Below are 19,697 nucleotides of genomic sequence, written 5' to 3'. Positions count from 1 at the left end.
GGAGCGCAGGCCCGGCCGGGGGCCGGGCCGCGCGCGGGGAGCGGAGCGAGCCGCCTTGAACCAGTAGAGAAAGTTGTAACTCAGTCGGTCTGCTGGGGCGGTCGGGGCTTGAAGTCGTATGCGCAGGCTGGCAGTTCTGTGCTCTGGCGGTGTGCGAGCGGCAGGAAGATCACGGGACGGATCGTCCAGGTGATGCGGGTCGAGTCGAAGGTGACTGACACGGTGCAGGGCTCGGAGCGCAGGAGGGCCCGTCGGGTGTCTATGCGGCCGTCGTACAGCCACTGCCATGCCTGCTCGGATGCTTCCGGGTCGAACGCCGGGGAGATGGTGCGGAGCGCGACGGCAACCCATCGGTCGGCCTGCGGTGCTGTGTAAGCGTCGAAGGATGCCCGGAGTACCAACCCGCTCTCGTCGGTGAGGTCTTCGGTCCAGCACTCGCACCAGTAGCCCCGGCGGGCTTCGTCCTTCAGCACAGGTGGTCTCCCGGTCGGGTGCCGGTGAACAGTTCCGCGGTGACCGTGTAGCCGCCGTTGCTGCCGTGGACGACGACTCGGTGGGCGAGTGCGGTGACCATGCCCAGGCCCCGGCCGTGTTCGGCTTCGTCGTCCTGGTGCTCAGCCTTCGGGGCGGTCCCTGTTCCTCCGCCGTCCGTCACCGACAGGGCGATCACCTGCCGGGACACCGCGAGGGCCAGGTGGAAGCTGCCGGATTCCATGCCGCTGACCGTGTGGAGGATCGCGTTCGCGCTCAGCTCGCTCACGATCAACTCGGCGTCCTCGGCCATGGGAGATCCGCGCAGGATGTCGCGCGTCCAGCGGCGGGCCCGGCTCACCTCTTCCGGAAATCCTGGGCAAGTGAGTCCCCAGACCCGCGCACTGCTCGTATACTCGTGCATACAAGTTCCTTCATGCTGGTAGGCCGCCATGTGCAGCGGGTTCGGGCTAGACGAGTTTCACGCCGTCGTGGGCGCGTATGGCCGGCGGGGATGTCGCGTCGAGTGCGTCCAGGACGCGGATCGCGTATGCCTCGTCGGCAAGCTCGGTGACTTCTTCGCGGGTGGCCCACCGCAGTGCGCGGGTCTCGTCGCCGGTGGTCGGCGTGCCGTCGGCCGCTTCGCAGCGGAAGACCAGGGAGACGATCAGGCCGGTCATGTTCTTGTAGACACCGGTCAGGGTCGCGGGAAGCGCGATCTTGATGCCGGTCTCTTCAAGCACTTCGCGCTGGAGGGCCTCGGGCAAGGTTTCCTCGCGTTCGAGGACTCCGCCCGGGGGTTCCCACTTGCCGTTGTCGCGGCGTTTGATCAAGAGGGCCCGGCCCTGGTCGTCGACGATGACTCCGGCGACGCTCACGGAGTGCGGACGTTCGGTGCTCACGTTCCTCGGCCCTCTCGGCTGGCTAGGCTCTCCACCGTAGCAACAACAATCGCCCACTCGTCTAGATATCTAAAGGAGTACACGTGCCCTCTCTTCCTTCCGGCTTCCTCGGTGATCTCGACCCCACGAGCGATCGTGCGGTGTTTCGGCAGATCGCCGACCAGTTGCGCGAGGCCATCGACCGGGGGCGGTTCAAGGAGGGTGAAAAGTTGCCCTCGGAGGCTGAGCTTGTTGACCACTACGGGGTATCCCGGATGACGGTCCGCAACTCCTTCTCCGTCCTCCAGGGCGAAGGGCTCGTGCACGCCGAGCACGGCAAGGGTGTCTTCGTCCGGCCCCGGCCTCCCGTGCGGCGGCTCGCCTCCGACCGGTTCGCCCGGCGCCACCGCGAGCAGGGCAAGGCGGCCTTCATCGTCGAAGCCAACGCCGCAGGCAGTCACCCGCAGGTCGACAGCCTTGAGGTCAAGGAAGAGAAGGCCGGTCAGGACGTCTCCACCCGGCTCGGGTCCGTGCGGCGGGTGCTGGCTCGTCGGCGGCGGTATCTCCTCGACGGACGGCCGGTCGAGTTCGCCACCTCGTATCTGCCGCTCGACATCGCGCGCGGTACGCCCATCGCCGAACCCAACCCCGGGCCCGGCGGTATCTACGCCCGTCTTGAGGAGCTGGGGCACCGCCTCGACCACTTCGAGGAGGAGATCCGGGCCCGGATGCCCTCGCCCGCTGAGGTGAAGACGCTCCGGCTGGCCTCCGGTGTGCCGGTGATCCACCTGATCCGGACCGCCTTCGACGCCGAGGGGCGGGCCGTGGAGGTCTGCGACACCGTCATGGCGGCGGATGCCTACGTGCTGTCGTACCAGCTTCCGGCGACGTGATGCGGTGATTTGCGGTGGTGCGCGGGGGGCGCTTCTCCGACTCGTACACCCCAACAGGCATACTCGTATAGACGAGTGGGCAAGTGGTGTGGCAGGGTGGTCCGCGTGAGCCCGGCAAGTCGGGTTCGCAGGACGCATCATGTATAGACGAGTAGATGGGTGAATTGCCTTGCGCACCATTCGTGTTGAGACCTCGGCCGCGACGATCCTGCTGACTGAGGCCCCTGAGCCCAAGGTCCGGGACCGGCAGACGGGCGAGATCGCCAAGGACGCTGTCAGTGGTGAGGCGCTGATGACGCTCGGCGTCGTCTACATCGAGGACGGGGAATCGTCGCTGGTCAAGGTCACCGTGCCCGAGGGCGGTGTGGCCGACGGGCTGACGCTGGGGGCGCCGGTCTCGCTGCCGGGGCTGGTTGCCCGGCCGTGGGAGTCCGTGTTCAACGGGCAGCAGCGCCACGGCATCGCCTTCCGCGCCGCCGCTGTGACTCCGGCCGCCTTCCCCGCTGCCATGGGGGCCACGGCCTGATGTCCGATCTGGTGACTCTTCTGGAGGTGGGTGGTCCTGTCGCCGTGCTCGGCGGCGGGGCTGCCTACACCCGGGCCAAGCACCCTCGCGTGTACTGGCCCACGGTCGGCCTGCTGATATCCACGGCCCGGCTCCTTGGCTCGTACGGCTCTGTCATGGAGGCGTGCGGACTGACCGTGGCGCCGTCCCGGCTGCGGGTCCTCGCCGTCAAGGCCACCACTCGCCGGGAGGTCCGGCCCGTGCCGCCGCGTCGGGGCATCATCCGGCCCACCACGACCGGGCTGCGGCTCCGTCTCCGGCTCGCTCCCGGACAGGAACCGGCGGACGTCGCCGCCTCTGCCGAACGGCTGCGGCACGCCTGGGGCGTTCACGCCGTGTACGTCTCGACGGTCAAGCCGGGCGTGGTCGAACTGCGGCTTGTCGGCTTCGACGTACTGCGGAACGTGCGGATGCCCCGTAAGGCCACCGCCGAACTCCTCAAGGTGCCCGTGGCGCTGCGGGAGGACGCGACCCCGTTCGTCCGCGACTACCGCACCATTCCGCATCAGCTCACCCTCGGCGCCACCCTGTCCGGCAAGTCCATGTACCTGCGGCACCTGGTCACGGGCCTCGCCCGGCAGCCCGTCGCCCTGGTCGGCATCGACTGCAAGCGGGGTGTGGAGCTGGCGCCGTTCGCCGCCCGGCTCTCGGCCCTCGCGACCGATCCCGACGAGGCGGCCGAGCTGCTGCCCGTGCTCGTGAAGGAGATGGAGGACCGCTACGACCTGATCAAGGCCCGGCAGGGCATCGCGCCGAGTACACCCGACGAGGAGATCACCTCCGACATCTGGGGCCTGCCCGACGGCGAACGCCCGGTGCCGATCGTGCTGTTCGTCGACGAGGTGGCCGAACTCTTCCTTGTCGCCACGAAGAAGGACGAGGAACGGCGCGACGAGATGGTCACTCAGCTCATCCGCCTCGCCCAGCTCGGCCGCGCCGCCGGGATCTACCTGGAGGTCTGCGGGCAGCGGTTCGGCGCCGAGCTGGGCAAGGGCGCCACCATGCTCCGGGCCCAGCTCACCGGCCGGGTCTGCCATCGCGTCAACGACGAAGCCTCCGCGAAGATGGCGCTCGGCGACATCGCCCCCGAAGCGGTCTTCGCCGCCTGCGCCATCGCTCCCGAGCTGCCCGGCCTGGCCGTGGCCGGTGACACCTCCGGCGGCTGGTCGCGCATCCGCACGCCGTACCTGTCCCTCGGCGCTGCCGCCGAGATCTGCCGGGAGTCGGCCCACCTGGTGCCCGACCTGCCCGCGCTCAAGTCCTTCCGGCCCGACGTCCCCGTACGGCCCGTCGAGTCAGCGGCCCCGGCTGGGCAGCCGCGCCCGGTGGCCGACTGACCTTCGCTCACCCCTCACCCCGGTCGGCGTGACCGCCTCGCGCCAACTCCCTACCCCTGCCATGCCTGAATCCGAAAAGGAGCCGCCTCATGCGCGCCCAACTGGCCGGTGTCGACGCGGTGCTCGTCCAGGCGCTCATCGCCGCCGCGCTGTCCTTTGCCCACCTGCACGACATCGCCTCGGCGGCCGGACAGGACGGGTGGAAGGCGTGGGCCTATCCGGTCTCGGTCGACCTGCTGCTCGTCGCCGCCTGGCGTCGGCTGCGGTCCGGTGAGGCGAAAGCGTCAGGGTGGTGCTGGTTCGTCATCGCCCTCGCCGCATCCCTCGGCGCGAACGTCGCCACCGCCGGCCTACTCGACCTCAACGACGTACCCGCCTGGCTGCGCATCCTCGTCGCGGGCTGGCCCGCCGTCGCCTTCCTCGGCGGAACCCTCCTCGCCCACTCCACCCCAACGGCGACCGACACCGACACCGAGCACACGGACGACACCGTGGACCAGGAGGACGCGCCCGAACTCGCCCCCGAGGAACCGCCGCCGACACCACCGGCCATCGAGCCACCACCGCCCGAGCGACCCGCCGTACCCGTCCCGGCCGCCCTCGTCGAACACGCCCGCAAAGTCGCCGCCGAACACCACACCCGCACGGGAGCACCGATCGACACCCCGACTCTCCGCGCCCGCCTCGGCGTCCCCGCGCCCATGGCCGAAGCCATCGCCGCCCACCTCTGAGAGGAGACCCGTGAGCGCCAACCGCCGCTTCCGCAACGTCACCCGCATCGGCCCCGTCCAGGTCGCCACGTCCTACGACGGCCGGGGCCGCGAGAAGCACACCGCCGCCTGCACGGCCCCGCGCTGCGGCTTCTCCGCCGACTACGACAGCCGCGCCGCCGCCGAGCTGGCCGCCCGCACCCACCACTGCCCCGTCCGCTGATCCTCCGAAGGGACCCCGCACACCGTGACCGTCAGCCTGCCGCTCGTCGTCGTCCTCGGCCTCTTCGCCTGGGGAGCGGTCAAGTTCCTCGGCGTCCGCACCTGGGTCGTCGTACTGATCGCCCTCTTCGGCTTCTACCTCTCACAGACCTTCCTCGCCCCCGCCATCGAATCCGGCACGCGCTCCGGCGTAGACGTCATAAACGGCTCACATGCCTAGACGAGTAGATAAGGAGGGTCCGACCGTGTTCCTGCCCAAGTACCCCGACAGCCCCACCCCGCCGCCCACCCACACCCACGCCCCGGCCGATCCGGCTCCCGTACGGCGCTCGCTCCCGGCGGTCTCCATCAGCCCCGGAGTCGTGGCGGCCGTCCTCGTGGGCGGTGTCGTCCTCACCGCGCTCCTGGCCGCCGTCGCCGTCTCGGCCATCTCCGTCGCCATCGCGGCCGTGGTCCTGCGCTCCCTGATCCGCGAGCAGAACCAGCGCTGAACAAACCCGACACCCGGGGCGGCACACACGACCAAGCATCCGCCGCCCCGGGGCCCAGCACTCCTGACCGAGCCAGTCAGAAGGAGAATCGCCATCTTCACCCGCACCACACCGCCCCCGCTCCCGGAACTCGCGAAGCTGGCGGAGCACGGGACCCTGCCCGGTATCCTCCGTCAGCTCTCCGGACTCGGCGGCTGCGTCAACCCGATCCGCCTCGACGGGCACCGCACCGAGCACGACGTCGACACCACGACCGGCGAGATCGGCCGCATCCTCCAGCACCTCGACTCCACCGACCTCCCGGCCGGCCAACTCCTCGTCCGCTGCAACAACCGCCGTACGACTCGATGTGCGGCCTGCTCCGAGGTCTACCGGCGAGACACCTTCCACCTGATCACCTCGGGTCTGCGCGGTGGCAAGGGCGTCCCCGAACACGTCGCCACCCACCCGCGCGTCTTCGCCACCTTCACCGCCCCGAGCTTCGGCCCGGTCCACAACCGCCCTTCCAACGGGCGCCCCTGCCGTTGCGGCACCCGCCACGACCAGGACGACGCCGTACTCGGCACCCCACTCGACCCGGACACGTACGACTACGAAGCGGCCGTTCTCTGGAACGCCCACGCCGGTCCGCTCTGGCGACGCTTCTCCACCTACCTGCGCCGGGAAGTCGCCAAGCGAGCGGGCCTGTCACAACGCCGCTTCCGCGACCACGCCCGCGTGTCCTTCGCCAAGGTCGCCGAATACCAAAAGCGCGGCGCCGTCCACTTCCACGCCGTCATCCGCATCGACGGCCCCACCGGCGGCGACACCCCACCCCCGGCCTGGGCCACCGCCGAACTCCTCACCGACGCCATCGAGACAGCGGCAGCCAAGGTCCGCATGGACGGCCCGGTCATCGACGGACGCGCTCACACCTTCACCTTCGGCCGCCAACTCGACGTCCGCACCATCCGCTCCGCCGACTTCAACGACGGCCAGGAGCTGACCGAGCGGGCGGTCGCCGCGTACATCGCCAAATACGCAACCAAGGGCGCCGAAGCCGCCACGGGAGCTCTCGACCGCCCGCTGAAGTTCGCCGCCGAGCTGGCCCAGCTCGACATCAGCGACCACGCCCGCCGCCTCATCCGAACTGCTTGGTTCCTCGGCGCACGCAAGGATCTCGAACACCTCCGCCTGCGCGCCTGGGCCCACATGCTCGGCTTCCGCGGCCACTTCTCCACCAAGTCCCGCCGCTACTCCACCACCCTCGGCGCCCTCCGCGACGCCCGCGCCGAATGGCGCCGGGCCCAGGCCGCCACCACCGACATCAGGCCCGAAACGACGTACGTCCTCGCTCACTGGGTCTTCGCCGGAACCGGCCTCTCCGACACCGAAGCCTGGCTCGCCGAATCCCTCGAACCCGCCCCCGGAACAGAAGGAGAGCCGACGCATGCGTGACGACGAGCTGTTGACCGTGGCTGACGTCATGGCGCGACTCAAGCTCGGCCGGTCGACGGTCTACGACCTGATCCGCTCCCGTCGGCTGCCTTCGATCACCATCGGCCGATGCCGCCGCATTCCCGCGCGGGCCCTCAGCGACTACATCACCCACGAAATGGAGGCGGCAGCCTGATGGCCGGCCAACGCAAGCGCAACCCGAACGGGGCGGGCACCATCACCAAGCGCAAGGACGGCCGCTTTCAGGCCGCCGTCTACGTGCTCCAGCCGGACGGCACTCGGGCCCGGAAATTCGCCTACGGCAAGACCTGGCAGGAGTGCGACACCAAGCGCCGGGAACTGCTCGCCAAGGTCGACCAGGGCGTGCCCGTGCCGACTCGTTCGGCCAAGCTCTCCGAGTGGCTGCCGTACTGGCTGGACAACGTGATCAAGCCTCGGCGGAAGCTCAGCACGTACGACAAGTACGAGTCGCACGTTCGGCTCTACCTGGTGCCCCTGCTCGGTGCCAAGCGGCTCGAATCCCTCGGCGTCGCCGACGTGCGCCGCTTCCTCGTCCGCTTGGAGAAGGAGAGCACTGCGGCAACAGCCAAGGAATCGCACCGCGTTCTGCGTTCCGCTCTGTCATCCGCTTGTCGAGAGGAGCTGATCGCGCGCAACGTTGCCAAGCTCGTCGAGCCGCCCCGTACGGACAACCGGGAGCTGATGCCCTGGAGCCTGGACGAGACGCTCGACTTCCTCGCCGCGTCCCGCAGAGACCCGCTCTACGCCGCCTTCGTGCTCGCCATCGCCATGGGCCTGCGCCGGGGAGAGATCATCGGTCTCCGCTGGTCCGACCTCGACCTCGAAGGCCGCGTTCTCCACGTCCGCCAGCAGACCCAGCGTCGCCGTGGCGTCCTGTACGACGACGACCCCAAGAGCCGCCGTCGACGCGTCGTACCGCTACCCGCGCTCTGCATCGCCCCGCTGCGCTGGCACCGTATGCGGCAGTCGGCCGCGCGCGTCAAGGCGGGGGAGCAGTGGCACGAGTCGGGCTACGTCTTTACCACCCGCACCGGTCGCCAGGTCGAGCCGCGCAACGTGTATCGCTCCTTCACTCGCGTCGCAGAGTCCGCCGGCCTCCGCGTCATCCGGCTCCATGACGCTCGCCACGGCACCGCCACGCTCCTCACGGCGGCCGGAGTCGCGCCCCGCGTCGTGATGGAGATCCTCGGACACTCGCAGATCAGCATCACCATGGACGTGTACACGCACGTCGTGCAGGACACCCAGCGCGAAGCCATGAGCCACATGGACCGGCTTTTGAAGAGGCGTCCTGATTCGGGCTGACCGCCCCCGTTGCCTCCATACAAGACGCGAAGCCCCGGGGCCACGGCCGTCCTGGGGCTCCGTGACCATTCATGCGTTGGTTTCGGGCTCGCCGCGTGCAACAAGCGCACGGGCGGCGACAAGGACTTCCTCCTTGAGCTGCTCCAGCGGAGTGCTCCAAGCGGCGTTCCAGTCGTCCAGATGGACGGCGCACTCGACGATCGGCTGCAGGGCTTCGGGATAGCCGAGGTCTGATGCTGCTTCGACCCATATGAGGTCGGCACCGGTCGCCGGGTCCAAGGAGCCGTCGACGATCTGAGCGGCCAACCAGTAGGCCAACGCCCACCTGGCAGCGATCGGGTCTGCGGGCGCCTCGACACCCAACCCCAGCTCGTCGACGACGTGGTCGAACAGCTCCCGTGCCTCATGCTCCTCACGACGGCCTAGGCCGGCCAGGAGGGCAAGCGAAGGGGAATCAACGTCGGCCAGGAGAGCGTCAAGGCCAGCTTGGATCAGGCGGTCCGAGCCGACGTGACGTCCGAGTGCCTGAGCCCATGCAAGCTGTTTCAACCGGTAGAGGGCCTCATCTCTCGTCATGCCGGATGCGCTCCGTCTCGTCCCCGTTGATGTCAAAAGTAGATGTCAAAGGCCCCGGACCATGATCGGTCCGGGGCCTTTTGGCTGGTGCCCCCGGCAGGATTCGAACCTGCGACACCCGCTTTAGGAGAGCGGTGCTCTATCCCCTGAGCTACGAAGGCAAGGTGCCCGGTCAGTGTAGCGGGTGGTGGGCGAGTGGGTGGGGGGTAGGCATCCGGGGTGGTCGGGTGGGGTTGGTCGGGGCGGTGGTCGCGTGGGGTGACGCGGGGCCGATCGCATCGGGGTGTCGCGGGGGCGATCGCGGGGTGGCCAACAAATCGGTTTTCTCGTGTGGTCGGCGGGCCTAGCATTCCGCCGTTGCTCCGAATGGTGTTCGGTATTTCGAACGGGTGAGTGCGAGGGGATGTGATGCCGTTGTCTGCGGTTATCGAGGCGCGTGGGCTGTCCAAGGTGTTTCAGACGACCGTGCGGCAGCCCGGTTTCGCGGGGGCGCTCAGATCGCTCGTCAGTCCGCGGCGTGTGGACAAGGTGGCGGTGCAGGACGTCGAATTCAGTGTGGGCAAAGGGGAGTTGCTCGCACTGCTCGGTCCCAACGGGGCCGGCAAGTCCACCACGATCAAGATGCTCACCGGCATTCTGACGCCCACCTCGGGCGAGGCGCTCGTCGCCGGGGTCGTCCCGCACCGGGACCGGGAGCGCAACGCCCACAACATCGGGGCCGTGTTCGGGCAGCGGACGCAGTTGTGGTGGGATCTGCCCGCCCGGGAGTCGTTCGAGATCCTCCGGGATATCTACGGGGTTCCGGAGGGACAATTCCGGGCCCGTATCGAGGAGTTCGACGGGCTGCTCGAGCTCTCCGAGTTCTGGGACACCCGGGTCCGGCATCTGTCGCTGGGGCAGCGCGTGCGTTGCGATCTCGCCGCCTCGCTGTTGCACGACCCGCCCGTCGTCTTCCTCGACGAACCCACCATCGGCATGGATGTGGTGGTGAAGGAGCAGGTACGGCGGTTTCTGCGGCACCAGGTCGAGGAGCGCGACCGTACCGTCCTGCTCACCACACACGACATGACCGAGGTGGAACGGCTCGCCGAGCGCGTCGTGCTGATCAACCACGGTCGGATCGTCCTCGACGGCTCGCTCCAGGAGATCCGGCGGCGCTTCGGCGGCACCTGGCAGGTCCGGGCCACACTCGCCGACCCGGCCGACGTCGAGCAGATTGAGCAGGTCGAGCAGGTCGAGCGCGGTGCGAGGGCCGGGGCCCCCGTGCCGTTGCCCGGGTTCGCCGGTGTGGGTGTGCTGCGGCGCGAAGGGCCGCGGGTCGTGTTCGGGCCGGTGGGGGAGGACGCGCCCACCGTCCACGAGGCGCTGAAGGTGATCATCGGGAAGTACCGGGTCGCGGACCTCGCGCTGGAGGAGAACGACCTGGAGGACGTCATGCGCGCCGCCTACCTCAGCGACGTACCGCAGGACGTAGGGAAGGACGGGCAGCACGGTCCGCAGCACGGCCCGGAAGACGGTCCGCAAGACGGCGGTCAGGACGACGCCCGGTCCGGCGTAACGGCCCAGGAACCGGCCGCCTCCGCCTCCCCCTCTGCCACCACCTCCACCTCCTCCACCTCCACCTCCACCACCCCCCAGAGCGGCTGACCCATGCCCACCCCCACCGGAACCCCGGCCAAGCCACCTGAAGCCCCCACCCCCACCCCGATTCCCACTCTCACCCCCGACCCCGTCCCCAGCTCCACCCCCACCCTCGCCGCAACCCTCTCCCGTGCCCGCCGCGTCTCCTGGATCACGCCGCGGGGCGAACTGCTCGCACCGCCACGGATGACCGCCACCGCCGTACGGCTCCTCGTCCAGGTCTGCCTGGTCGTCTACCTCTGGCGGGGGCTGTACGCGAACACCGCCTCCAGCGCAGGGCTGAACGAGACCCAGGCCGTCGGCTACGCCGTACTCGCCGTGCTCGCGAACCGCATCCGCGGCCTCGACCGGCGCGCGGGCCGCGACACGGTGATCCAGCATCTGCACTTCGGGACGATCGTCTACTGGTACCTGCGGCCGATGAAGCCCCAGCGCTACTACGCGCTGCGCGCCCTCGGCGACCAGTTGTACGGCTTCGGCTGGGTGCTCGCCGGATACGTGCTGTGTCTCGCCGTCGGGGTCGTCGCCCCGCCCGCCTCCCCCTCGGTGGCCGGGGTCTTCGCGGTGAGCATGCTGCTCGGCCAACTGGTCCTGTACTACGTGATGATGCTGGTCGACCTGCTGTGCTTCTGGACCCTGCGCAACGAGGCGGCCCTGATGATCCTCGTCTTCGCGCAGAACCTGCTCTCCGGTGTGTACGCGCCGCTCTGGTACTTCCCGGACTGGTTCATCACGCTCAGCTCGTTCCTGCCGTTCCAGGCGACTCTCGGTGTGCCGCTCTCCATCTACGTCGGGCGCATCGGCGTCGGCGACGCCTTCGGGCAGATGGCGGTCCAGGCCGTCTGGATCGTGCTGCTCGCACTGCTCACCCGCCGGCTCTGGGACCGGGCCGGCCGACGTGTCGTGGCCCAGGGAGGATGACCATGACCACCCCACACGGGCCCGCGCACGCCTGGCGTGTCGTCTGGCGGATCACCAAGCTCAACTTCAAGGCCCGGCTGGAGTATCGGGGCGAGTTCCTGATGGGTGTCGCCGTAGGGGCGATCTGGCAGGTCTCGATCGTCGTCTTCGCCTCCGTCCTGCTCACCCGGTTCCCCGGCCTCGGGGGCTGGTCCAGCACCGACGTGCTGCTCATCGCCAGCATGCGCATGCTGGCCCACGGGCTGTACGTGCTGTTCCTCGGCCGCGTCCAGTACATGAACATCCTCGTCCAGGAGGGGATCGTCGACCCCTGCCTGATCCGCCCGATGCCGGTCTACCGGCAGATCCAGCTGGCCTTCTTCCCGGTCAACGCCATCGGCGACCTGGTCGTCGCGGTCGGGCTGTTCGTCGCCGCCCTCCAGCGCAGCTCCCTCGACTGGACGGCGGGCCGGGTCACGTACGTGGTGGCGGGTGTGCTCGGCGGAATGCTGGTCGAGGCCGCGCTCTTCACGGCGCTGGCCGCCGCCGCGTTCCACTTCCCGGCCACCTCGTACTGGAGCCAGTGGCTGGAGGAACTGATGGCGACCTTCGGCAGCTATCCGCTCAGCATCCTGCCGAAGGCGGCGTCCGCCGCGTTCACCTTCGTCGTACCGCTCGCCTTCATCGCCTACTTCCCGGCCGGCGTGCTGACCGGCCACGGCGACGCGATGGGCGTACCGGAGGCGCTCGCGGTCGCCTCGCCCTTCATCGGCCTGACCGCCTTCGTCCTGTCGCGGCTGCTGTGGAACTGGAGCCTGAGCAAGTACACGGGCGTCAACGGGTAAGCGAGACAGCGGGAAGGCGGGAAGGCGGGAAGGCGGTTATGTGGGTAAGCGAGTAAGCGAGTAAGCGAGTAGCGGGAAAAGGGAGTTGGAGGTGCGGTCGCGTCGGAGTCACCCTGGACCGGCGGGTCACTTCAGCCGCGTCTCCAACCCGTCGAGCACCCGGTCGAGCCCGTACCGGAACCCCTCCTCCCGGGCCTCCCGCGGATCCGTGCCGCGCTGTTCGGCGTAGCCCTCGCGCAGCAGCGGGTAGTCCTGGGCGGCCTCCTCGGCGGCCGGCCACAGCCGTTCGACCATGGTCCGCTCGTCCTGGCCGCTGCGGGCGAGGACGTTGAGCCAGGCGGCCTCACTGGTGGCCATGCCGGTGACGTACGCGACGAGCGTCGAGAGCGCCCGGTCGGCCTCGTCGGCCGGGAACCCGGCGGTGGTCAGCAGGTTCAGCATGGCCTCGGAGATCCGCATCCAGTTCGGGCCGAGATAGGACATGCCCAACTCGCCGAGCACGGAGGCCAGCCACGGGTGGCGCAGGATCGTGGCGCGCAGCTCGTGGGCGCAACGGGCCGTGTCGGTACGCCAGTTCGCCTGATCGGGGGAGGAGGGGACCTCGATCTCGCCGTAGATCTCGTCGACGGCCAGCTCCAGCAGCTCGTCCTTGTTGGCGACATGGCGGTAGAGGGAGGTCGCGCCGGCGCCCAGGCGGGCGCCGAGCTTGCGCATGCTCAGCGCGTCGATGCCCTCCTCGTCGAGCAGCCGCAGTGCCTCGGCCACGATGTGTTCCCGGCTCAGCGCGGGCTGCTCCCGCCCGGTCCGGGGCCGGGTCCACACGGACTGGAACCCTTCCGGCTTCCTGACCTGCTTCTCGGGTGCCATGGGACGCCTCTCCTCTGCCTGCGTACGGCTGACGCCGCCAGCGTACGGGCGATGCCGCCTGCGTACGGGTGACGCCACCAGCGTACGGGCGATGTGGCTTGCGTACGGCTGGCGCTATCAGCGCACGATGTTCGCATCCATCGGTGGCCGGACTCCCGGTCAGACGCTGGCCGGGCTCCCGGTCAGACGTCGGCCGGGCTCCCGGCCGGACTCCCGGTCAGACTTCCGGGACCCGCCGGAACATGCCCGCCACCCTCAGCTCCCCCTCGATCCGCCCCACCGCGTCCCGCAGCTCGGGCAGCACCTCCGCCACGCACTCCTCGACCGACCGCCGGCTGCTGTGCATCGCGACATTCACCGCGGCGACGACCCGCCCGCCCCGCTCCCGCACCGGCACGGCGATGGACCGCAGCCCCTCCTCCAACTCCCCGTCGACGAGGGCGTAACCGGCGTCCCGCACGCGCTCCAGGACGGCCAGCAGCTCCCGCCGCTCGGTGACCGTGTGCGGGGTCAGCCGGACGAGACGCTCCGGGAGGGAGACCTCGGGCAGCAGATCGGCGAGCATCACCCGCCCCAAGGACGTCGCGTACGCCGGCAGCCGCGTCCCGAGGGTGATGTTGACGCTCATGATCCGGCTGGTGGCGACCCGTGCGGTGTACTGCACCTCGTCCCCGCCCCCGGTGAGGATCGCGAGGGACGCCGAGTCATGGACCCGCGCGGAGAGTTCGGCCAGGTGCGGCGCGGCGATCCGGGGGAGGGGCAGCATCGACAGGGGCGGGAAGCCCAGGCCCAGCACCCGGGGCGTGAGGCGGAAGACCCGGTCGTACGACTCGACGTAGCCGAGGTGTTCGAGGGTGATCAGTGCTCGCCGGGCCGTCGCCCGCGCGAGCCCGGTGGCCTGGGCGACCTCGGTGAGGGTGAGTTCGGCTCGCCCCTCGCCGAAGGAGGTGATCACGGTGAGCCCCCGGGCGAGCGACTCGACGAACTCCCGGCCCAGTTCCTGCTTGGAGGCGCCGGTCCAGGCGGCCAGTCCGGAGGGACCCGAGGAGCCGCCCCCGGCAGTGGCCATGACCATGACCGTGGCAGTGGCAGTGGCAGTGGCAGTGGCAGTGGCAGTGGCCGTGGCCGTGGCCGTCCGAGGCTCCCGCAACTCCCGTTCCATCCGCGCGACGGTCGCCCGCAGCCGTGGCAGCAGCGTCGTCCGCAGGGACTCCGCCGTGTGCCGGCTCGTATGGCTGACGACGCTCGCCACACACACGACCCGTCCCGTACGCGGATCCCGCACGGGTACGGACACCGCCACCAGCCCCGGCTCGATCAACTGGTCATCAAGTGCCCACCCTTGGGCGCCCGCCCGGGCCGTACGGTCCTCGAAGTCGTCGTACGCGCCGCTGCGCGGAGGCACCGCCGGGAAGCCGTGGCCCTCCGGGTCGGCCGCGCGGCGGGCGTTCCACCGGGCCCAGTCCGCCGGCTGCCACTCGGTGGCGAACAGCGGGCCCGGCGCGGTGCGTTCGGCGGGCAGGAGGTCGCCGATGCGGAAGCTGAGGGACATCGCGCGGCGCCGGGTGGCCTGGTGGATGAAACGGACCCCGTCCCGGTCGCCGACCGCGAGGGACACCGACTCGTCCAACTCGTCGGCGAGGGCGTCCGCGTGGGCGTCGAGGAGACGGGGGAGGCGGATGGCGGCCAGATAGGCGTTGCCCAGCTCCATCAGGCGGGGGGCGAGGACCGCGTCGCGGCCGTCCAGCCGTACGTAGCCCATGCGGGCCAGCGTCGCCGTGATCCGGTCGACCGTGGACCGCGCGAGCCCCGTGGCCTTCTCCAGCCCGCTCAGACTCAGCGTCCCGTCCGCCTCGGTGAGCCGGCGCAGCACGGTGATCCCCCGCATCAGGGGTGCGACGGCTTCGGCGGGCGCGGGGTCGGTGGCCGCGTGCGGGACGTTCGGGAGCATGGGGTCACGTTAATGCGACCGTGCCGCACCACCGCGCCGGGCGCCTTGTGACTCGGGGTTCGGGGTTCGGGGTTCGGGGGTCGGGGTTCGGGAACGATGCCGGGTTCGGGGGTCGGGGTTCGGGAACGATGCCGGGTTCGGGGGTCGGGGTTCGGGAACGATGCCGGGTCCGGGGTCCGGGGTTCGGGAACGATGCCGGGTCCGGGGTCCGGAACGATGCCGGGTCCGGGGTCCGGGGTCCGGAACGAGCCCGGGTTCGGGACCGACAAGAAAAACCGTCACCGTCGACTCACCACCACCCGATGGTTCCCCCCGACATCCACCCCCGCCACCGCGATCTCCACCCCCGCCCGCACGTCCTTGAAGGTCTCACCCGGCACGAACGGCGCGTCGGACAGCTCCGCGTGGACGTTGGGGCTGCGGGTGCACCCTCCGCTGTCACGGCGGGAGTCGTGGACCTTGATGGGGCCGTTCCCGGTGTCGACGGTCGCGTCGACCCGGTAGACGAGCACACCGGGCCGGCACACCACCGCGTCGTTCCCCGCCCGCGTCCGCAGCTCGACGACGTACGCCGTCCGGGGGCTGAGCGGCACGACGACCAGCTTGCCGCCGCCGGCGGTGGCAAGCGGGGTCAGCATGTACTCGGCGGTGCCGACGGCCGCCACACAGGCGACCTGCTTCTCGTCGAGCCAGCCGAGCTTCCACTTGTGCCAGCCCAGCAGATCGTTGTCGACGCCCCAGTCCTCGCTCATGATGTCCCAGTGCCCGACCGCGCCCCCGCCCTCGTGGGTGTAGAGGTCGGGCAGCCCGAAGACATGGCCGTTCTCGTGGGGGAGGACCCGGTATCCGGTCTCCCCGTACGTGCCCGAGCCGTCGTCCTGGCGGCTGTAGACGAACGACGCGTTGGCGACCGGCACGCCGTCCGCGACCGGCGCCTCACGGTTGCCGGCGAAGGTCACCGACAGGACGGTGTCGAGAGCGGACGGGCCGGCGTTCGGGGTGACGAGGACGTTGATGAGGTCGTACGACCGGAAGTCCACCAGCGGATCGGCGGCCCGCACCATGTCCTGGACCAGCCGGCGGTAGCCGGGCTCGAAGGGGGCGCCGCGCTCTATGCCGTACGAGCGGAAGGATCTCGGCATCCGCAGCCACTCGGTGAGCGGGGCCTCGGGGCGGTAGTCGATACGGCCGTAACTGCTGGTCCTGAACCATTTCTGGGTCTGCGGGGCGAACTCCGCGAAGCGGTCCATCGCGCTGCCCTCGCCGGGCGCGTCGGAGAAGTCGACCATCAGGTTGAGGGCACGGACCGTGCCGGTGGAGCGCGAGTAGCCGGGCGGGGTCGGGACGCCCTCGGACATCTGGGTGCCGAGCGGGCCGCGGATCATGCAGGGACCGAGCGCCGAACCGCGGGCCAGGGCGGTGGCCCCCGCGGCCGTCGTCGTCCCCTTCGCCGTCAGATGCCCGGTGCCCGCGGAGGTGCTGACCGCGAGCGTGAGGGCGGTGACGGAGGCGAGCGCGACGACACGGCGCGGCCGTATCCGGCGCGGAGGTATCCGGCGCGGCTGTATCCGGCGCGGAGGTATCCCGCCTCGGCGGAACGGCTGCAGCATGCACACGCCCTTCGCTTCCACGGCAGCCGCCCGGTGACGAGGCTGCGCCCTTTCGATCACCCTGTGTCGAGGGGTGCGCGGGCGCGCGCTGGAAGGGCCGAACGTGGGTTTCACCTGCGGGTGGGGCCGGGGCGGAGGAGTTCGGCCGGGCACCTCGTCGCACTGTGACCCAGGTCACGGGAAAAGACTTCGGAGACGGGAAATAACCGGGGATCGTTTCCCCGTTTAACCATGCGTCCGAGCGAAACGGGGACTCCATCCCCGGATAGCCACCGGGCTCCCCCCATGCCACTGGACACAGGAAGAGGAGTACGCCGTGGAGACCGCCACCGCCGTGCAGCGCAAGGTGTCCCGCCCTCGGGCCGACGCCCTGCGCAACCGGGAGCGGATCGTCACCGCCGCCCGGGAGATGTTCGTGGAGTTCGGCCCCGAGGTGCCGCTCGACGAGATCGCCCGCCGGGCCGGCGTCGGCAACGCCACGTTGTACCGCAACTTCCCGGACCGCGACGCTCTCGTCCGTGAGGTCGTCTGCTCGGTCCTGGACCGTACGGCCCTCGCGGCCGAGGCCGCGCTCGCCGAGACCGGCGACGCGTTCGAGGCGCTCTCGCGCTTCGTGCACACCTCGGCCGACGAACGGGTCAGCGCCCTCTGCCCGATGGTCCAGAGTACGTTCGACAAGCACCACCCCGACCTGGAGGCGGCACGCGAGCGCCTGGAGGAGCAGGTCGTGGGCATCATGAAGCGCGCCCGGGACGCCGGGCAGCTCCGCGCCGACGTGGGTGTCGGCGACCTGATGATCGCCGTCAGCCAGCTCAGCAGGCCCCCGGCCGGCACCCAGTGCGCGGGCGCCGACCGCTTCCTCCACCGCCACCTGCAACTGTTCCTGGACGGCCTGCGCGCCCCGGCCCCCTCCCGACTGCCCGGTGCTCCCGTGACCGTGGAGGACCTACGGAGGCCCTGCTCGCCCTGAGCCACTCGCCCTGAGCGACCAGTCCTCCGCAACCAGTCCTCCGCAACCAGTCCTGCGCAACCAGTCCCGAGCAACCAGTCCCGAGCAACCAGTCCCGAGCAACCAGTCCTGATCCACTCGTACTGATCCACTCGACCTGACCGATCGGGCCGCCCGACCTGAACCACCGGGCTCACGGCCGTCGATGAGGACGAGCCGTGACCCCAGGACGCCCTGGGACGTGCCCTCGGCCCTCGCTCTCCCTTACCGCGCCCTTTTCCTGCCACTCCCTACCGATCCCTACCGATCCCTACCGATCCCTACCGAACTTTCCGTCACGAAGTCCCGAAGTGGGTACCTCCATGTCCGAAACAGTCCGCAGCGTCCCCGGATCGGTGGACGATCCGCACAACGACGCTCACGCCAGCCGCTGGAAAGCGCTCGTCTTCATCGCCCTCGCCCAGCTGATGGTCGTGCTCGACGCGACCATCGTGAACATCGCCCTCCCCTCCGCCCAGCAGGACCTGGGGATATCGGACGGCAACCGCCAGTGGGTCATCACCGCGTACGCGCTGGCCTTCGGCGGTCTGCTCCTCTTCGGTGGCCGTATCTCCGACCTGTGGGGCCGCAAGCGCACCTTCGTCACCGGTCTGATCGGCTTCGCCGGCGCCTCCGCACTGGGCGGCGCGGCCACCAGTGAGGCGATGATGCTGGGCGCCCGCGCGCTCCAGGGCGCCTTCGGCGCGCTGCTCGCGCCCGCCGCGCTCTCCCTCCTCGCCGTGATGTTCACCGACGCCAAGGAGCGCGCCAAGGCCTTCGGCATCTACGGCGCGATCGCCGGTGGCGGCGGCGCCGTGGGCCTGATCCTCGGCGGCTTCCTCACCGAGTACCTGGACTGGCGCTGGACGTTCTTCGTCAACATCCCGTTCGCGGTGATCGCGGCGGCCGGCGCGTACTTCGTCATCCGTGAGCCGGCGGGCGGCCGCAACCGCTCCCCGCTAGACATCCCCGGCGTGGTCCTGTCCACCCTGGGCCTGGTCTCCCTGGTCTACGGCTTCACCCGGGCCGAGTCCGACGGCTGGGGCGACTCGATGACGATCACCCTGTTCGTCGCCTCGGCGGCGCTCCTCGCGGCCTTCGTGTTCGTCGAGTCCAAGGTCAAGGCCCCGCTGCTGCCGCTGCGCGTGATCACCGAGCGCAACCGCGGCGGTGTCTACCTCTCCCTCGGCCTCGCGATCATCGCGATGTTCGGTCTGTTCCTCTTCCTGACCTACTACCTGCAGATCGTGAAGGGGTACTCGCCGGTCAAGACCGGTTTCGCCTTCCTGCCGATGATCGTGGGCATGATCACCGGATCGACCCAGATCGGCACCCGCCTGATGACCCGGGTCCCGCCGCGCCTGCTGATGGCTCCCGGCTTCCTGGTCGCCGGCCTCGGCATGCTCCTGCTCACCCAGATGGAGATCGATTCCTCGTACGTCGGTCTGCTCCTGCCGGCCCAGCTGCTGCTCGGCCTCGGCATGGGTACGGCGTTCATGCCGGCGATGTCCCTCGCGACCTACGGTGTCGAACCGCGTGACGCGGGCGTGGCCTCCGCCATGGTCAACACCTCGCAGCAGGTCGGCGGCGCCATCGGCACGGCCCTCCTGAACACGATCGCCGCCTCCGCGACCACGTCCTACATCGAGGACCACATCGGCGCGGCCACCTCGAAGCCGGCCGCCCAGCTGGTCCAGCTCCAGGGCATGGTCAACGGCTACACCAACGCCATCTGGTTCGCCGTGGCCATCCTCGTGGCCTCCGCCGCCATCGCCTTCACCCTCGTCACGACGGGCAAGCCCGACATGACGGCGACCACGGGCGAGGGCGAGGACGCGACGAACGAGGTCAAGGTCCCGGTGATCGCCCACTGAGGCACCGGTCTGACGCTTGACACCGGAGGGGTGGGACAGGGGCGGAGCCCTTGTCCCACCCCTCCGGGGCGTGGCAGGGGGAAGCTCCCTGCCCGACCCTCCAAGGGCGCGG

Annotated in this window: 21 protein-coding genes, 1 tRNA gene and 1 pseudogene; 15 read left to right on the top strand and 8 right to left on the bottom strand. The window is 70.0% G+C overall.

The features are described from left to right. Positions 1 to 80: 80 nt before the first annotated feature. Genes OG202_RS21190 through OG202_RS21180 form a run of 3 tightly spaced genes read right to left on the bottom strand, consistent with a single transcriptional unit; the run spans position 81 to position 1,349 of the window. Positions 81 to 473: a hypothetical protein gene (locus OG202_RS21190; protein WP_328223308.1), complete on the bottom strand. Its 393-nt coding sequence runs from the start codon at positions 471 to 473 to the stop codon at positions 81 to 83. Then, the gene (locus OG202_RS21185; RefSeq protein WP_328223307.1) at positions 467 to 895 is read right to left on the bottom strand and encodes an ATP-binding protein; all 429 of its coding nucleotides are present in this window, start codon (positions 893 to 895) and stop codon (positions 467 to 469) included. The genes OG202_RS21190 and OG202_RS21185 overlap by 7 nt, the downstream gene beginning before the upstream one ends. 46 nt (positions 896 to 941) lie before the next feature. Next, entirely contained in the window at positions 942 to 1,349 is a 408-nt protein-coding gene (locus OG202_RS21180) for an NUDIX hydrolase (protein ID WP_013002334.1), read from the bottom strand. Between the two features lie 107 nt (positions 1,350 to 1,456). On the opposite strand from OG202_RS21180, the gene OG202_RS21175 reads away from it, so the two are divergent. The 10 genes from OG202_RS21175 to OG202_RS21130 all read left to right on the top strand — a co-directional run bounded on the left by OG202_RS21175 (position 1,457) and on the right by OG202_RS21130 (position 8,333). Then, positions 1,457 to 2,245, top strand: a complete 789-nt coding sequence (locus OG202_RS21175) for a GntR family transcriptional regulator (RefSeq protein ID WP_328223306.1) — start codon at positions 1,457 to 1,459, stop codon at positions 2,243 to 2,245. Positions 2,246 to 2,414: 169 nt separating this feature from the next. Continuing rightward, positions 2,415 to 2,771, top strand: a complete 357-nt coding sequence (locus tag OG202_RS21170; protein WP_193383088.1) for an SCO3933 family regulatory protein — start codon at positions 2,415 to 2,417, stop codon at positions 2,769 to 2,771. After that, the gene (locus tag OG202_RS21165) at positions 2,771 to 4,147 is read left to right on the top strand and encodes an FtsK/SpoIIIE domain-containing protein (RefSeq protein ID WP_328223305.1); all 1,377 of its coding nucleotides are present in this window, start codon (positions 2,771 to 2,773) and stop codon (positions 4,145 to 4,147) included. The genes OG202_RS21170 and OG202_RS21165 overlap by 1 nt, the downstream gene beginning before the upstream one ends. An 89-nt stretch (positions 4,148 to 4,236) precedes the next feature. After that, entirely contained in the window at positions 4,237 to 4,878 is a 642-nt protein-coding gene (locus tag OG202_RS21160) for a DUF2637 domain-containing protein (protein WP_328223304.1), read from the top strand. Between the two features lie 10 nt (positions 4,879 to 4,888). Next, positions 4,889 to 5,080: a mobile element transfer protein gene (locus OG202_RS21155; protein WP_328223303.1), complete on the top strand. Its 192-nt coding sequence runs from the start codon at positions 4,889 to 4,891 to the stop codon at positions 5,078 to 5,080. Between the two features lie 24 nt (positions 5,081 to 5,104). After that, entirely contained in the window at positions 5,105 to 5,299 is a 195-nt protein-coding gene (locus tag OG202_RS21150; protein ID WP_046709296.1) for a hypothetical protein, read from the top strand. Between the two features lie 25 nt (positions 5,300 to 5,324). After that, a complete protein-coding gene (locus OG202_RS21145; protein ID WP_328223302.1) occupies positions 5,325 to 5,570 on the top strand; it encodes a SpdD protein in 246 nt (81 codons plus the stop codon). A 156-nt stretch (positions 5,571 to 5,726) separates the two neighbouring features. After that, positions 5,727 to 7,007, top strand: a complete 1,281-nt coding sequence (locus OG202_RS21140) for a replication initiator (protein ID WP_328224700.1) — start codon at positions 5,727 to 5,729, stop codon at positions 7,005 to 7,007. Further along, positions 7,000 to 7,182 carry a helix-turn-helix domain-containing protein gene (locus tag OG202_RS21135; protein ID WP_037705495.1) on the top strand — a complete coding sequence of 61 codons (183 nt, stop codon included), beginning with the start codon at positions 7,000 to 7,002 and terminating at the stop codon, positions 7,180 to 7,182. Before OG202_RS21140 ends, OG202_RS21135 begins: the two co-directional genes overlap by 8 nt. Beyond that, complete coding sequence (locus OG202_RS21130) at positions 7,182 to 8,333, top strand: tyrosine-type recombinase/integrase (protein ID WP_328223301.1); 1,152 nt, start codon at positions 7,182 to 7,184, stop codon at positions 8,331 to 8,333. The genes OG202_RS21135 and OG202_RS21130 overlap by 1 nt, the downstream gene beginning before the upstream one ends. A 69-nt stretch (positions 8,334 to 8,402) precedes the next feature. Here the strand turns inward: OG202_RS21130 and OG202_RS21125 are convergent, their stop codons facing one another. Both OG202_RS21125 and OG202_RS21120 read right to left on the bottom strand, forming a co-directional pair. After that, entirely contained in the window at positions 8,403 to 8,909 is a 507-nt protein-coding gene (locus OG202_RS21125) for a hypothetical protein (RefSeq protein ID WP_328223300.1), read from the bottom strand. Between the two features lie 85 nt (positions 8,910 to 8,994). Beyond that, positions 8,995 to 9,070: transfer RNA gene (locus OG202_RS21120), tRNA-Arg, on the bottom strand. Between the two features lie 247 nt (positions 9,071 to 9,317). Between OG202_RS21120 and OG202_RS21115 the strand changes: the two are divergent. The 3 genes and pseudogenes from OG202_RS21115 to OG202_RS21105 all read left to right on the top strand — a co-directional run. Beyond that, positions 9,318 to 10,373, top strand: a pseudogene (locus tag OG202_RS21115) (ABC transporter ATP-binding protein); the annotation flags it as partial. Positions 10,374 to 10,736: 363 nt separating this feature from the next. Then, positions 10,737 to 11,471: an ABC transporter permease gene (locus OG202_RS21110; protein ID WP_326585782.1), complete on the top strand. Its 735-nt coding sequence runs from the start codon at positions 10,737 to 10,739 to the stop codon at positions 11,469 to 11,471. Positions 11,472 to 11,473: 2 nt separating this feature from the next. Further along, on the top strand, positions 11,474 to 12,295 hold the full coding sequence (locus OG202_RS21105) for an ABC transporter permease (protein ID WP_327729251.1): 822 nt from the start codon (positions 11,474 to 11,476) through the stop codon (positions 12,293 to 12,295). A gap of 126 nt (positions 12,296 to 12,421) precedes the next feature. On the opposite strand, the gene OG202_RS21100 is transcribed toward OG202_RS21105, so the two are convergent. The 3 genes from OG202_RS21100 to OG202_RS21090 all read right to left on the bottom strand — a co-directional run bounded on the left by OG202_RS21100 (position 12,422) and on the right by OG202_RS21090 (position 16,723). Further along, entirely contained in the window at positions 12,422 to 13,162 is a 741-nt protein-coding gene (locus OG202_RS21100) for a TetR/AcrR family transcriptional regulator (protein WP_326582137.1), read from the bottom strand. 217 nt (positions 13,163 to 13,379) lie between these two features. Further along, entirely contained in the window at positions 13,380 to 15,113 is a 1,734-nt protein-coding gene (locus OG202_RS21095; protein WP_328223299.1) for an IclR family transcriptional regulator domain-containing protein, read from the bottom strand. Positions 15,114 to 15,391: 278 nt separating this feature from the next. After that, positions 15,392 to 16,723: a M6 family metalloprotease domain-containing protein gene (locus OG202_RS21090; protein ID WP_328223298.1), complete on the bottom strand. Its 1,332-nt coding sequence runs from the start codon at positions 16,721 to 16,723 to the stop codon at positions 15,392 to 15,394. A 316-nt stretch (positions 16,724 to 17,039) separates the two neighbouring features. Between OG202_RS21090 and OG202_RS21085 the strand changes: the two genes are divergently transcribed. Continuing rightward, positions 17,040 to 17,693: a TetR/AcrR family transcriptional regulator gene (locus tag OG202_RS21085; RefSeq protein WP_326582140.1), complete on the top strand. Its 654-nt coding sequence runs from the start codon at positions 17,040 to 17,042 to the stop codon at positions 17,691 to 17,693. Between the two features lie 341 nt (positions 17,694 to 18,034). Continuing rightward, positions 18,035 to 19,585: an MFS transporter gene (locus OG202_RS21080; protein ID WP_326582141.1), complete on the top strand. Its 1,551-nt coding sequence runs from the start codon at positions 18,035 to 18,037 to the stop codon at positions 19,583 to 19,585. The last annotated feature ends 112 nt before the right edge of the window (positions 19,586 to 19,697 follow it).

The sequence above is a fragment of the Streptomyces sp. NBC_00310 genome (assembly GCF_036208085.1).
Taxonomy (GTDB): domain Bacteria; phylum Actinomycetota; class Actinomycetes; order Streptomycetales; family Streptomycetaceae; genus Streptomyces.
This window is presented reverse-complemented; position numbering and strand designations above follow the sequence as displayed.